The following is a 15,044-nucleotide window of genomic DNA, read 5'->3' as shown; positions in this document are numbered from 1 at the left end:
GGCTTTTTTAGTTTCTTCAGCACAGCTTACTAGTTATAAATTGATGCTTCTCCCTCAGGGCGCGTCTTCAATACTCTAAGAAACCACATATACTGTTCAGGATAAGCCAAAATGACCTGCTCTACAGCCTTGTTCAGGGCGATAGCTTCATTTTCTTTGCCCTGCATATCTTCAGGAGCAATAGCAGGCATCACTGTTAACTGATATTGGCGCTTCACTTGGTCATAACCGATTTTGACAGGCATTACTTGTGCATTACCAGCTTGGGCAAGTCGGCCTACCACAGGCAATGTCGCTTTAGTCGTGCCTAAAAAAGGGGCGAAAACACTTTTATCCGGCCCTAAATCTTCATCGGGTAGATAGAAAAAGCTATTGTCTTGTTTCAGTTCGGCCAGCAAAGCTCTAATCCCCGCTTCGCGCATATAGATATTGCCACCTTGGGAGCTGCGCATACGGTTATTAAACCAGTTAAACAGGTCATTTTTATGCGCTTTGGCCATTGATACCATAGGCAGATCTAAGTTCAATCTCAGGCCTGCATATTCAATCCCCCAAACATGAGGCATGATAAATATGACAGGTTGACCTGCCGCCCTGGCCTGCTCAACATGCTCAAAGCCTGTAAGCTGCACTCGGTTACGAATGTTTTGCCTCGACTTAACTAGCAGCTCAGATTGCGCCAATAAAATCATCACAAAATTTTCAACGTTATCGCGGATCAAAGCCTCTATGGCGGCATTTGATTTTTCAGGGAAACAAGTGGTGAGGTTAGCTCTGGCAACAGCGATAGGTTTAGCTGCAATCTTAAGTACTAATTTGGATAACTGACGAGCAACAGGATCCCTAAGCCAAGCTGGCATCAGGCCAAACAGCACCAATATTAAAATAGCAAACCATGTCAGCCAATATTTCGGATGTAATAAAGATAGCTTAAAGCGACGGTCAAAATATTTCGGTTTTCTAGACAAGCGCAAACCTCTTTAGCAGATGAATAACAGAAAAAGCCACTCTATTGAGTGGCCTCTTCATCACGATGCTATTGCAATTACTTCTTTGCGTTAGCTTCTTCGACGCGACTTTTCAGCTTCTGTCCTGGACGGAATGTCACAACACGTCTCGCTGAAATAGGGATATCTTCTCCCGTCTTTGGGTTCCTTCCCGGTCTTTGATTCTTATCTCTCAGGTCAAAGTTGCCAAAGCCAGATAGCTTGACCTGCTCACCACTTTCAAGAGCTTGACGAATTTCTTCGAAAAACGTCTCTACCATCTCTTTCGCTACTCTCTTATTGATACCTAGCGTTTCAAAAAGATGTTCTGCCATTTCGGCTTTGGTAAGTGCCATACTTTTAGTCCCTCAACGATGCGTTGAACTCGTCTTTCAGAGCAGAAACCACTACATCAACCATCTCGGCGATCTCTTTCTCTTCAAGTGTACGAGCGTTGTCTTGTAATAAGAGTGCGATTGCAAGGCTCTTTTTGCCTTCCTCTACACCTTTACCTTGGTATACGTCGAACAAGTTTATGCCAACCAACTGATTTTCGCCAACTTTTCTTATCAATTTTACAACATCATCGGCAGCAACAGTGTCATCTACTACGATGGCAATGTCACGACGGTTAGCTGGAAACTTAGATACAGTCTGGGCTTGCGGTAATTCAGCATGTAACAAAGCGTCTAATTCAAGCTCAAAAATAATTGTTTTGCCATTTAGGCCAAATGGCTTCTCAAGGGTCGGATGTACCGTACCTATGATACCAATTACACGATCATTTCTTAATATTTCAGCACATTGCCCCGGATGAAGCGCAGGATGAGATGCTGCTTTAAAGCTAAATTCGTTGTCTGCTACCGTTAATCCGATGACCGCTTCGAGATCACCTTTCAGATCGAAGAAATCAACAGTATTTGACTCCATTGACCAATGCTCATCGTTTTGGTTCCCGGCAATAACAGCAGCCAACATTGGCTCTTGAGCAACACCTGAATCTGCAGATTCATTTGGTACAAAACGCAGGCCTGTTTCAAACAGCCTAACGCGGTTTTGCTGACGACTTTGGTTGTAACCTACCGCCGATAATAAACCGGTAAACATAGACAGACGCATTGCTGACATCTCAACCGAAATTGGATTAGGTAAGATCATCGCTTCAGCATCAGGATGAATAAGGTTTTGCTGCTTAGGATCAACGAAGCTATAAGTTACCGCTTCTTGGAATCCACGTGCAACCAACATGCTACGGACACGCTTTAGGCTAATATCTGACTCGTTGTGATCAGACATGCTTAACTGTGCTACTGGCGCAATATTTGGAATGTTGTTGTAACCGTAAATACGGGCAACTTCCTCAATCAAGTCTTCTTCGATTGCCATATCAAAACGATAAGTCGCAGTTGTGACATTCCACTGCCCTTCACTCACTTCAACCACAAAACCAAGACGCTCTAGGATTTCAGTCACATCGTTATCTTCAATGTGGTGACCTAAAGTACGATCTAACTTACTGCGGCGTAATACAATTTGTACTGGCTTTGGTAAGTTGTCTTCAGATTTAGCTTCAACAACAGGACCCGCTTCACCACCACAGATATCAAGCACAAGGCGACTCGCACGATCCATGACCTTATGTTGTAGTTCAGGGTCAACACCACGCTCGAAACGATGAGATGCATCAGTATGCAAACCGATTTTTCGAGCCTTACCCAAAATAGCCAATGGTGCGAAGAATGCACACTCGAGCATGATATCGGTCGTTTCAGTGGTCACACCTGAATGCTCGCCACCAAATACGCCTGCTAGCGCCAGTGGTTTAACATTGTCTGCGATGATCAACATTCCCTCAGGGATAGTGATTTCATTGCCATCAAGCAATGTCAGCTTCTCTTCGCCATTAGGTTTGCGAACCTGAATACCACCTTCCAACTTAGCATTATCAAATGCATGCATTGGCTGACCAAATTCAATCAATACATAGTTGGTAATATCAACAATTGGGTCAATTGAACGAATACCGCTGCGACGCAACTTCTCTTGCATCCAAAGTGGTGTTGCCGCTTTTACGTCAACATTCTTAATCACACGGCCCAAGTATCGTCCGCATTCTTGTTCAGCTAGTAAATCAATACTGACTTCATCGCTGATAGTGGCAGTAACAGCTTCCCAAGAAGGCTCTGTCACTGTTTGGCGATTCAAGACACCCACTTCACGAGCAAGACCCGCCATACCGAGGCAATCGGCACGGTTAGCAGTCAAGTCAACATCAATGACAGCATCATCAAGGTCAAGATATTTACGCACATCTTGGCCAATAGGTGCATCAGTCGGAAGCTCGATAATACCATCGCTTTCAATGTCGATACCGAGTTCACCGTATGAACAAAGCATACCGAATGATGGTTGACCACGCAGTTTGGCTTTCTTTATTTTGAAATCGCCGGGTAGCACAGCACCAACCATAGCAACAGCCACTTTAAGACCTAAACGGCAGTTTGGTGCGCCACAAACAATGTCGATTAGCTCATCACCACCAACATTTATTTTTGTTACACGTAGTTTGTCTGCATCTGGGTGCTGACCACACTCAACAACTTCACCAACAATCACACCGCTAAAGTCTGCTGCAACGCCATCAATGCCGTCAACTTCCAAACCCGCCATAGTAATTTGGTGTGCTAATTCTTCACGGTTAACACTTGGGTTAACCCACTCACGAAGCCAAGATTCGCTAAATTTCATGCTATACAGCTCCGTTTATTTAAATTGCTTAAGGAAGCGAAGATCATTTTCAAAGAAAGAACGTAAATCGTTAACGCCATAACGCAACATAGATAGACGTTCAACACCCATACCGAATGCAAAACCAGAGTACTTTTCAGGATCGATACCCACGCTACGCAGTACATTTGGGTGAACCATGCCGCAACCTAGTACTTCTAACCACTTGCCATTTTTACCCATTACGTCAACTTCAGCTGAAGGCTCAGTGAATGGGAAGTATGATGGGCGGAAGCGAACCTCAAGGTCTTCTTCAAAGAAGTTGCGCAAGAAGTCATGCAATATGCCTTTAAGCTCTGCAAAGTTAACATTCTCTGCAACAAGCAAGCCTTCGACTTGGTGGAACATTGGCGTATGTGTTTGGTCGTAGTCATTACGGTAAACACGGCCCGGAGAGATGATACGTAGTGGTGGCTTTTCATGCTCCATAGTACGAATTTGTACACCCGATGTTTGGGTACGCAACATTACTTTAGGGTTGAAGTAGAAAGTGTCATGATCAGCACGAGCTGGATGATGCTCTGAGATGTTTAACGCGTCGAAGTTATGAAAGTCATCTTCAATTTCAGGACCGTCTTTTACGGTAAAACCTAGTTCACCGAAGAAACTCTCAATACGTTCGATTGTACGAGTAACTGGGTGTAGACCACCATTTTCGATACGACGCCCTGGCAGGCTCACATCAATGCTTTCAGCTTTCAACTGCGCTTCAAGTTCTGCCGCTTTCAATCCATCGATGCGTATAGAAAGCTGCTGTTGAACCGCTTGTTTAGCTTGGTTGACAGCTTGACCAAAGGCCGGCTTCTCTTCAGGAGGCAGTTTCCCCATCATCTTCATCATGTCGGTAATTTTACCTTTTTTACCAAGGTAATCGACACGGAGGTCATCAAGCGCTTTCAAATCTGTAGCGTCTTTGATGGCGGCTAAGGCCTGTTCTACGATCTCTGTTAACTGTGACATCATCTCTTCCAGTGCATGTAGGTCAAACCTACGAGTCTTCGGGCTTACATATTTTCTTAGGCGAAAATAGAAAAAGACACAAATTTTACGTGAGCAAACCCCATTTGACTAGGGTTAATTGCACCTTTTTGCAAGCTAACTGCTTATTTTGTTTAGTCCTTGTTCAACAACAATACTCTGAGCAAGCTTGCCCCAGCAAAATATGTATCTCAAAGGTAAAATATTAAATGGTTATTACGCTATATGATATGTACTATTTCGCTATTCGGTAAAAGACTTCAAACTACGCTACATAAGGGTTTCAAGTACTTAACCTACATAACGAACAAAAAAAACACAAACAGATAAAAATCTGTAACTAATTGGTTAAGAAAAATCATTTTTTACCGATAAATAATAGGGTCGCAGTTCTAGGATTGAGAGAAAACTATGAAAGAAGTTAAGTTTCGCTGGGTCGATAAATACCTTATCCATTTAACGTTAAGAGCAAAATTCGCTGTTCTAGCAATAATTCCTATTTTAACGCTAATTGGCTTGACGCTAGTATTAGCCAACCATTTTGATGACAATATACAGCAATCGCAATTGCAACAAGCTAAGCAATATACACAAAAAATTAATAATGCCTTAGCCAACGCGTATGAGTATATTCCAGAAGAAAACAAGCAGCAGTTTTTAAACAGCCTAAATGGCGATGTTAAGCTCCACTTTAAGGATGATGCGAGTCGCGATATCCAGTCTTCTGCTATTGCTGGTGGTGAAGCTTACATACAAGGTAACCGTATTGAGAGTGTAAGCCGCAGCGCGCCAAACGGCTTAATCACGGTGGTTAATTTGACCCTACCAAAGAGCGGTAATAGCGAACTCTTTGTTTATGGCACACTGTTGCTGTTAATCATGATCATTGTGATCACCAGCTACTACATTTCAAGCTTTGTCGGTGGAGCGCTCTTTACTAGTGTTACCGCACTAAAGAAAGCTGCTGATGGCGATCTGACCGGCCGTCTTAACTTTTTTGAAGTTAAAGATGAATTTAGTATTTTGGCTATTAGCATCGACACTTTAGTTGATAGGCAGCATAAACTTGTCAGCCAAATGACCAGTGCTAATGAGCAGATCCGTAACGTTGTTCAATCATTTAGAGATACTGCTCAGGAAGGCCAATCTCTGGCGATGAACCAAAGGCAGCATTTGGATTCATTGGCTACCGCAATGGAAGAGATGACCGCAGCAGTAAAAGAAGTTGCCCGCAACGCCGAGCAGTCCTCTACTGAAACCCAAGAAGCCAACAATCAAGTTGACGCAGGCTCTAGGGACATTGCTGTCACAGTGGATGCGATTGGCGGTTTGAGTAACGAGATTGCTGACGCCTCTGATGCAGTCAATAATCTCAATGAGAATGCAGCAAAAATTGACGAAGTCGTCACCACCATTAACGCCATTTCTGAGCAAACCAACTTGCTTGCGCTTAACGCTGCTATCGAAGCCGCTAGAGCGGGTGAACAAGGCCGTGGTTTCGCCGTTGTCGCCGATGAAGTCCGTACTCTTGCTGGGAGAACACAAGCTGCAACCGTTGAAATAAAATCAATGATTGAAGCACTTCAAGCTGGCTCTCGAAACCTAAAGCACGTTATGAGTCGTACTGTCGAAAAGGCAGAGGAAGGCAAAAAGCATGTACTCGATACCGGTAACGATCTTAAAGGCATTGCTCATCACAGCGCCAAGGTTTATGAAATGAGTGTATTGATTGCCACATCTGCTGATGAGCAATCTGCTGTCGCCAATGAAATAGCCACCAATCTGATGCAGATCCGTAACCAATCCCATGATGTAGAGCAATCAGCTAACCAGTCAGTTTCAGGCTGTGACGAACTTCACGCTACCGCTGAGCAATTAGATACGCTACTTATCGGTCTGAAAATATAAATAACACCATCAGCTCTCAAAAAAGGGTAGCACTTTAGTGCTACCCTTTTTTGTGTCACTATCTTAATTGTTACAATGTCGCTAGCGTATTGTTTTACAAAAATTTAACGAGGCTTGTATACTTACGCTATTGTTTCAATTTTATCCTTAAACAGTATGGATGCTAATTAGGGTAGCTACTCACTATTTGAGCATAACTTTAACATGATGAAAGGCAAGAACCGCCCCCCAAAGCTGACCGACTGGCGCAAGAGTCTTCCGATGAAATTTATGTTCATCCAGCTCGCCGTGGCCGCAATCATCATTTTAACAAGTGTGTGGTTTATTAAGTCAATTGAACTTAATCGATTAATCGATAACCAGCAAACTTTGAACGTTAATGTGGGCAAAGCTATCACTGCAAGCTTACAGCAAAAAACCAATAGAATTGAAAACCTCGCAGTCTCCATTAGCGCTCTAGGAGAGCTGTACCAACACTCGCCCACTCAGTTTGACGACAGCATACCTGCTCTACTTGACCAACTTGGGCAAGAAGAGGTTATTATCGGCGGCGGGATCTGGCCCGAGCCTAAGCTCACCAATAAAAAAGACAGTCATTTTTGGGCTCGTAATGCCAGTGGAAAATTGCACAAAGTCAACGGTTATAATCAAGATGATGTTCAAGGTTACTCCCAAGAGAGCTGGTATATTCCTACAAAATACTACCCTGCAGATACCAGTTATTGGTCTAAATCCTATATTGATCCAATCACACAAGACCCGATGATTACCGCCTCCGTCCCTATGTGGTCACATCATGAATTCATCGGCGTTGCTACGGTTGATGTTGCACTGTCTAGTATTAATGAGTTTTTTAGAACTGCCCTTTCAGGACAAAGAGGTTACGTTTTTGCGCTTGATCAACAAAACCGAATGCTTTCCTATCCTGAACTTCAACAAAACATCGCTGCTGATCAAGAAAGAAGAGAATTATTTCAGCCTTTCTCTGAGTTTAGTCAGCAACATTCGGCCTTCGAGCCGCTGCAACAAGCCATTGAAAAAATTGATGCAGAGTTTATTGCACAGGCCAATATTGATAGTGCTTATACCCCTGAACAATTGAGTAGTGTTACCGCAAAAGTACCCGAGCAAGAAAGAGCTAAACTGACAGCATTAATTAATCAGAACGCCAAAAGTAAATTAAGAGATGTACAGCTTCTAAGCAGTCTTGAGTTAGTCAGCGATCCACAGTTTCAAGAACCCGTTATCGTCAGTGTATTTTTAATGCCGGGGACCTACTGGAAAGTGATTCTAGTAACACCGCTAACGACTATAGAAAGCAGTGCAAAATCGATAGCCAGTACGGTTGGCCTTTATTTAGTAAGTATTCAAATAGCGGCACTGATGCTGTTATTCATTATCCAAAATAAGCTGTTTATCTCACCAATTAGCCGAATGGTTAATGCTTTGAATAACAGTAATTCAGCAATGATTGAACTTGAGAGCAATAACAGAAAAGATGAGATTGGTATGTTAGCGAAAGCATTTAGCAGTCGCACACACCAGTTGGAGATCGCGCTAGCCAGCTTAGATGCCACTAACCTAGCATTGGAAAAGCAACTGGAAGTGCAGCAAATTGCTCAAGCAGATTTAAGAGAGAGTAAAGAACACCTTAACCTCATCCTTAATTCGGCACACAATCTTATATTTATCAAAAGCATCTCTGGTGAACTTACACTCGTTAATGACCAATTCTGCAAAACTGTGGCCTTAGAACGTGACAATATAATCGGTGTTCGAGACCATTTGGTGCTTGCGAAGGACGTAGCGAAAGTCAATAGTGACAACGATCGAATCGTAATAGAGAAAAAACAAGAACTGAGTTATGAGCAAACATTTCCAAGTGAAGGGAAATTGCATACTTACTTAGTCACCAAATTTCCAATCTTAAACAGCCAACAGCAAGTGGTATCCGTTGGCACCATAGCATTTGATATTAGTAAAACCAAAAGTCTAGAACTTAAGAATAAAGCCCAATTTGAGATCCTCAGACAAGAAAAATCGAAGAATATTCGATTTATAGAGAAGCTTGAAGAGACAAATAAACGATTAGAATTTGAGTCATTACAAGCCCGAGTTCAAATCAATAAAGAGTATAACTACGAAAAAGTAAAATTAGATAATCAAGCGCTTTATCCAACACTGGTGGCCAATTTAGTTAAACCTATTTTTAGAGAGCAAGATGAGCTTGCCGCTAAAGCCTATCGCCTGTCGAATGGCAGCCTTAATGCCGCCGATTTTGGTATAGAACTGACCGCACAAACTGAACGATTAAGACATTTAGAATATATACTTACGGCGCAAGATTATGGGGCTAAACCCATTGATCTCGTACAGTTATTGGAACATATTATCGCTCTTTTACGACCAAAGTTTATCGATTCGGATATCGACCTGGTTATTCAAAGTGATGACAGACTTATCGTAGATGGGATCCATTGGCACTTTTTGGTTCTTTTTTATCGAATTATCAACAACACCTTAGCCGACGCTTTTGAAAACCATCAAACCAATAAAAGCATAAAACTTATTTTGGCTAGACAGCAAAAACAGCTAATCATAACGGTTTATGATAATGGTAAAGGGTTTACAAGCAATCAGTTAGATATGTTACAGCAGCAGGTAAACCAAAGTGAAATTAACGGTGCCATCACTACATTGTCGGTTTGGTTGCAAAGTGAGTTTAACGGTAAAGTTCAAATTAGGAGCTTACAGCCAGAAGCTCAATATAAAACCCAAATAAGTTACTCTCTATCTCTAACTTAGGAAGGTCTACAATAGCCAATATAGAGACATCTATCATCGCACAAATAATCTCACTCATCGCGGCTTACATCGCATATCAGTCTTCGCTGACGCTTGCAGAAGCCTTATATAAACGCAGCTAGGTACCGGTTTTAAATGATAAAAAGGCACTCTTTACGAGTGCCTTCAGTTACTAATGATCTATTTTTATTAGCTTACATTGATACATCGACAATATAGTGCCCTTGCAGCCAGTTGCGGCCAATGAGCAACTTATATGTCATCTTACTTCTATCTCGTAAGTTCACTTTTACTTTGTACTCTTCGCCAGGCTCGCCAATATTGAGCTCAACCATATAGCGAATTTCACTACCTTGTGCATTACGAATAAGTGATGTTTCTACAATGCGCGATTTTACGACTTTAGACTCACCCTTTTCATTTTCAGTGGTAAAATGAATAACCTTGCCGACATTCTTCTCCATGTCGGTGTCTTCGTTATCAATTTTAAAATTCACGGCATGCAGTGAATTTTCTACTGCACCGGTGTCAATACGGGTCTTAAACATCATACCGCTTTCAACAATGCTAATTGGAGCGACTGGACCTATATATTTTTTATCGGAAACATCAACTACGTAACGCCCTTTTAGCCAGTTGCGACCAATCAACAACTTATAATCCATATGACTTCGATCACGGAGATTCACTCTCACTTTGCGCTCTTTGCCTTTAAAACCGACATCAAGGTCAACCATATAACGCGTTTCGGTACCCTGAGAGTTACTAACAGTAGATGTTTTAACAATCTTGGCCTGCAAACGTTTAGTCTGACCTTGACCGTTTTCAGTGGTAAATGACAACATTTTACCAATGTTTTCTTTCATGTTTTTAGCACTGCCACCTTCAACTTTAAGATCAAATGCGTGCAAAGAGGTATTTACCGCACCAGTGTCTATCCTTGCGACATAGGGCAATTCAGCGTGTGCGACATACATATCAGCAGTAGAACCAATAACCGCTTTATCATTCGCTTGCACTGATATTGAAGTCATTAAGGTCAACAGACACCATCCCATTTTTTTTAGCATTGCAATTCCTAAGTATAGTTTCGTCAATATTTAGCTTATTAGAGTTATCATAGCAAGAAACATCAGTCTTTGAAGCGACACTCTTTCTTTTGAGAAATAAAACAGCCTAACCCGCTCTTGCGACTAAATTTTTACAGTAGAACAGTTAGTGAATTAAACTTAGCAGTTCAACACTGACAGTTACCTGAACAGAGAATGATATCAATACCCGTTAAGTTGTTATTAATTTAGCGGAAATTAAAAGAAATGCAGGACAAACAGAGTGAACAAGATCGCTGTGCAAGCGCAGTGGCCGGCATACCATCGTTTATGGTAACTCTGTTTATAGAGTTTGAAGTTTCGGAAGAACTGCACCCCTAACCATACAAGGATAAATGGCACAAAAGGTAATGAGATCACCAGCGGAAAAAAGCCCCAACCTAAGTCAAAAGCATTTTGACTAAATACACGAAGACAAAGCCAAAAAACAAACAGGCAGATATAAGCAACTAAATGTTGCTTATTAATAGAACTGCTAACGTTTGAAAACATCGAATTCCCCATATTCATTATTGAACACTAGGCTTTATTGCTAGCGGCAACAAGAGCAAACGGGGATAATTCTGTAACGAAATATAAAAACAATGTCTATCACGCAGCCATTAATTTTGCGATCTCTTGATCAAACAAGTTTTTAATCAAACAAGAAAACTCTGTAATAAACAGTGTTTGCTCAGCAGTTGCTTTATGATCAGCAATCCGTGCAAGGATCTCTTCAAGATCATACACAATAGAGTCAACTTCTCTGATCACTAAGTTGCGTTGAGCGAAGCTTAGCGAAGGATTCTGACCACAAACCATAATGATTTGAGCTGCAAGTTGTTCTTCAAATAGTTCCATCACTGTATCTTCAGATACAGCTTGTTGTTGCGAGTTTTCAAATATACCCAAATGCTCAGTTAAATACTGAACAAGGTGCATATACCCGTCTTTGTCGGTAACCATATCACATCCGAAATATGCAAATAGCATAGATGACAAAGCGGCTCAAACGAGCCGCAAAATTTCTTTGAATAGGAATATTATCTGAGTTTAAAGTGAAATGATATCGACTATCTCTATTTCTTGAGGTTCAGAATAAATGAAACTGGTACCGCTTTGCTGATTGCCGATAATCCAGCAATCTCACGCAGCTTTTCAATACCTTGCGTCAAACCAAAGCTGTCAGAATTAACAACAACAGGCATAGCACTCGCGACTAATAGGTTTGAATCAGACAGCTTTGCAATGCTCACTGTAAAAGGAAGCTTCACTTGCTTACCATGCAAGTCCACCTGCCCTTCTACTGTGGTGATTGTCGAATCACCTACACTCAGGCCGTCGAGCAATTTTGTATCGACTTTTGCCGACAAGGTTAACTTTGGATATTTATCGACTTCAAACAGTAAAGAGCCCATGCGTTGATCTCTTATCTCAATACTGGTATCTACACTTGCAAGTGATAATGTTAATTCAAATTCGCCCTTTTCATTAAGCGTTCCAGCCATCTGTTTAAAATGATGCACTTCGGCGATATCGCCTTTTTTGATCGAGATAAAGTTTACATTTGACTCATCATTAGTGACTTTCCAGTCAGCTGCGGCCGTAATAAAAGATAACGGCATAAGCAGTAATCCAGCAATGATACTTTTCATGTGTAGCTCCCTCTAGAAAAATAGTGATAGATAACAAGGTACAAAAAATAGCGATTAATACTAATTTAGCACAAGCTACTATCCAGTAGCAGTAATATCTATTTCTTATGACATGAAATTATTCTAGTACAAAGCTTAGCTTTGCCTAATTTAAAACGAAAATGCCACTTCTTAAAAGTGGCATTGTCTGTAAAGCATGGAATGTTAAGGTGCTAAGCGGCTTCGAGTCCATTGTTCATCAGCCGTTTTCTCATAGATAAACCGATCGTGCAATCGACTCTCACCACCCTGCCAAAATTCTATGCTGCTAGGTTTAACAATATAGCCTCCCCAAAACTTTGGTAGTGGTACTTCACCATTAGCAAACTTCGACTTCATCTCTGAGAACTTTGTCTCCAAGGCTTTTCTTGCAGAAATTCGACTGGATTGCTTAGATACCCATGCCGCTATCTGGCTGTCTTTAGGGCGTGACATAAAGTACTTTAGCACTTCTGTTTTCGACAATGGTTCAGCGACGCCTGTGATTGCCACTTGTTTCTCTAAAGTATGCCAAGGGAATAGCAAACTGACTTGAGAGTTAATAGCAATATGCTGGGCTTTACGACTTTCTAAGTTGGTAAAAAAAACAAAACCATCATCACCAAATCTTTTCAGCAATACAATACGCTGAAACGGTTGGCCGTTCTCATCCACTGTCGCTACGGACATCGCAGTAGGATCTTTAATTTCAGAATCCTTTACCACTTCAAGCCAGCATTTAAAAAGCTCCATTGGATCATCAGGAACATTCTCGCTATGCATCTCGCCTAACGAGTACTCTCGCCTGATATCGCTTAACTCTGACATTTACCGGTCCTTAAATAGTGCATGATAAAAAGCTGTTCCGTTTTTTAGACTTAGTTTTCTAGATTTAGTTTTCTAAACTAAGTCTATCTAAGGTCAGTTTACTTAACTTTGCCGTTAGAATCAGCCCAAACATGCAATAATTCTAATCCTAATGTGGCGCCTGCTAATGCTGTGATTTCAGCGCTATCATATGCAGGAGCGACTTCAACAACATCCATACCAACGATGTTCATGCCATTTAGGCCTCTGATAATTTTCATCGCTTTATCGCTGGTGAGGCCACCACAAACAGGGGTACCTGTACCAGGTGCAAAAGCGGGATCTAAGCAATCGATATCAAAGGTGACATATAGAGGCATATCACCGACTCGCTCTTTAATCTGAGCAACTATTTGATCTGCACTTTGTTCGTTCGCTGCGGCAGCATCAATCACTTTAAACAGATGACTAGGTTGATCATACTCTGTTCTAATCCCAACTTGAATAGAGTTTTCTGCCGCAATAATGCCCTCTTTTGGCGCATGGTAAAACATTGTACCGTGGTCATATTTACTGCCCTGGCTATAAGTATCGGTATGGGCATCAAAATGCAGCAATGCCATTTTTCCATGCTTCTTATAGTGAGCTCTCAGCAGTGGTAAGGTAACGAAATGATCGCCACCAAAGCTGAGCATCGCTTTACCAGATTCAACAATTGCACTGGCAAAGTCTTCAACTCGTTGAGTAAAATCAGCAGAATCGCCGCAGTCATAAACCAGATCTCCTGCATCGACGACTTTAATGTGATCGCTCAGTTTGAACTGCCAAGGCCAACGAGACTCTTCCCAAGCAAGGTTCACCGATGCTTGACGGATTGCGCCAGGCCCCATACGTCCACCAGAGCGTCCTGTGGTCGCCATGTCAAAAGGTAAACCAATCACTACGACATCTGCATCACTCTCTAATGGGCGGAAGTTTAATGGCAACCTTAAATAGCCGAATGCATTTGAGTAAAGCGAGTAATCAGGTTTATCTGCGATAGTGGTCATAAAAGCTCCGTAAAAGGTCAAACTCACAATTCTGTAGCTGTTAGTACATCGCTAACAGGCTGAATATAATGTTTATAATTAAAAGAATTGGTCGCGTTAAGCGCCAGTTCACAGCTAGCCACCTCAAGATGTAAAGGGTAGCTCTCTGTTGATAGTTGTTGATTTACACTAATGATATCCCAACTACCAGGGTTCAACATATTTAACATCTCGGAGAATATATTGAACGGATATTGAGCAAAATTCAAGTTTGTTTCAATACTGACATAAGCACTATGCTCTTGCGGGGTAATATGCATTGTCAGAAATTGCTCACCATGTAAACCGTTTATTGAATAGCCACACGGGTCAAAAAGATGATCATCAAAAACAAAGTCTGGCAATAACTGCTGTAATTGTAACAGTGCTTTGATTTTAGACTTAGTTTGAATCGGTTGTCTTAGATAGTCTGCAACATCACCTTTAATATGGTACATCAGCAAACTCGTGCTACTACTTAATGCATCAGTGACATCACTACAAAAAAGGTAATGATGATGCCCGTCTAGATGACCAACACGATACGCTGTGCCACTCAATCTCGTCCTTAACTGCTGGCAATCATCTTCAAAGCGGGTTGTCTGCAGGTGAGACAGAAATTCACTTTTTCGTTGGTAAGTAAAAGAAGCAATGCTGTCGACGTTAATCTCGTCAATCAAGAACACTGCGGCTTCAATAAGATTAGTATTGCCACAGGTAATTAGCAGTATTTTGTTATCCCAAACGAAAAGGCTAGACTCACTCAGCACATAAGCATCACAGTCATGATTCGATAAGACCGACAGAATATCTGCGCCGGCTAGTGCCAAGCCTTGCTCCCAAAATTCACGACTAAAACGGCGAAGGGAAGCGTTGCCCTGCTTAACTCGAAGTTCTATTTTCTTTTCTGAACCTTCAAAAAACATCTAACTACTCTGCTCAGGA

12 protein-coding genes are annotated in these 15,044 nt (G+C 41.7%); 2 read left to right on the top strand and 10 right to left on the bottom strand.

Annotated elements, in window-relative coordinates; translation table 11 throughout:
* Nucleotides 1-29 precede the first annotated feature (29 nt).
* The 4 genes from lpxM to pheS form a co-directional block, all read right to left on the bottom strand.
* On the bottom strand, nucleotides 30-968 hold the full coding sequence (gene lpxM / locus AB4135_RS13940) for a lauroyl-Kdo(2)-lipid IV(A) myristoyltransferase (protein WP_371993776.1): 939 nt from the start codon (nucleotides 966-968) through the stop codon (nucleotides 30-32).
* Between the two features lie 77 nt (nucleotides 969-1,045).
* Nucleotides 1,046-1,342 (bottom strand): integration host factor subunit alpha, encoded by a 297-nt coding sequence (ihfA, locus tag AB4135_RS13935; RefSeq protein WP_012142935.1) that lies wholly within the window; start codon nucleotides 1,340-1,342, stop codon nucleotides 1,046-1,048.
* Nucleotides 1,343-1,346: 4 nt separating this feature from the next.
* Nucleotides 1,347-3,734: a phenylalanine--tRNA ligase subunit beta gene (gene pheT / locus AB4135_RS13930; protein ID WP_371993774.1), complete on the bottom strand. Its 2,388-nt coding sequence runs from the start codon at nucleotides 3,732-3,734 to the stop codon at nucleotides 1,347-1,349.
* A 15-nt stretch (nucleotides 3,735-3,749) separates the two neighbouring features.
* Nucleotides 3,750-4,733, bottom strand: coding sequence for a phenylalanine--tRNA ligase subunit alpha (gene pheS / locus AB4135_RS13925; RefSeq protein ID WP_044555921.1), 984 nt, complete (start codon nucleotides 4,731-4,733; stop codon nucleotides 3,750-3,752).
* A 429-nt stretch (nucleotides 4,734-5,162) separates the two neighbouring features.
* Between pheS and AB4135_RS13920 the strand changes: the two genes are divergently transcribed.
* Nucleotides 5,163-6,659 carry a methyl-accepting chemotaxis protein gene (locus AB4135_RS13920; protein ID WP_371993772.1) on the top strand — a complete coding sequence of 499 codons (1,497 nt, stop codon included), beginning with the start codon at nucleotides 5,163-5,165 and terminating at the stop codon, nucleotides 6,657-6,659.
* Between the two features lie 261 nt (nucleotides 6,660-6,920).
* Nucleotides 6,921-9,464, top strand: a complete 2,544-nt coding sequence (locus tag AB4135_RS13915) for a cache domain-containing protein (RefSeq protein ID WP_371993770.1) — start codon at nucleotides 6,921-6,923, stop codon at nucleotides 9,462-9,464.
* Between the two features lie 194 nt (nucleotides 9,465-9,658).
* Here AB4135_RS13915 and AB4135_RS13910 read toward each other — a convergent pair whose 3' ends face one another.
* The 6 genes from AB4135_RS13910 to AB4135_RS13885 form a co-directional block, all read right to left on the bottom strand.
* The gene (locus AB4135_RS13910; RefSeq protein ID WP_371993768.1) at nucleotides 9,659-10,534 is read right to left on the bottom strand and encodes a RimK/LysX family protein; all 876 of its coding nucleotides are present in this window, start codon (nucleotides 10,532-10,534) and stop codon (nucleotides 9,659-9,661) included.
* A 630-nt stretch (nucleotides 10,535-11,164) separates the two neighbouring features.
* The gene (locus AB4135_RS13905) at nucleotides 11,165-11,518 is read right to left on the bottom strand and encodes a DUF3802 family protein (protein ID WP_044555923.1); all 354 of its coding nucleotides are present in this window, start codon (nucleotides 11,516-11,518) and stop codon (nucleotides 11,165-11,167) included.
* Nucleotides 11,519-11,631: 113 nt separating this feature from the next.
* Nucleotides 11,632-12,207 (bottom strand): YceI family protein, encoded by a 576-nt coding sequence (locus tag AB4135_RS13900; protein ID WP_371993766.1) that lies wholly within the window; start codon nucleotides 12,205-12,207, stop codon nucleotides 11,632-11,634.
* 204 nt (nucleotides 12,208-12,411) lie between these two features.
* Entirely contained in the window at nucleotides 12,412-13,053 is a 642-nt protein-coding gene (pdxH, locus tag AB4135_RS13895) for a pyridoxamine 5'-phosphate oxidase (protein ID WP_371993764.1), read from the bottom strand.
* A gap of 98 nt (nucleotides 13,054-13,151) precedes the next feature.
* Nucleotides 13,152-14,081 carry an agmatinase gene (gene speB / locus AB4135_RS13890; protein ID WP_371993762.1) on the bottom strand — a complete coding sequence of 310 codons (930 nt, stop codon included), beginning with the start codon at nucleotides 14,079-14,081 and terminating at the stop codon, nucleotides 13,152-13,154.
* A gap of 23 nt (nucleotides 14,082-14,104) precedes the next feature.
* On the bottom strand, nucleotides 14,105-15,025 hold the full coding sequence (locus AB4135_RS13885) for an adenosylmethionine decarboxylase (RefSeq protein ID WP_371993760.1): 921 nt from the start codon (nucleotides 15,023-15,025) through the stop codon (nucleotides 14,105-14,107).
* Between the last annotated feature and the right edge of the window lie 19 nt (nucleotides 15,026-15,044).

Origin of the sequence: Shewanella sp. 10N.286.54.B9 (genome assembly GCF_041468565.1) — a bacterium.
Classification (GTDB): domain Bacteria; phylum Pseudomonadota; class Gammaproteobacteria; order Enterobacterales; family Shewanellaceae; genus Shewanella.
This window is presented reverse-complemented; position numbering and strand designations above follow the sequence as displayed.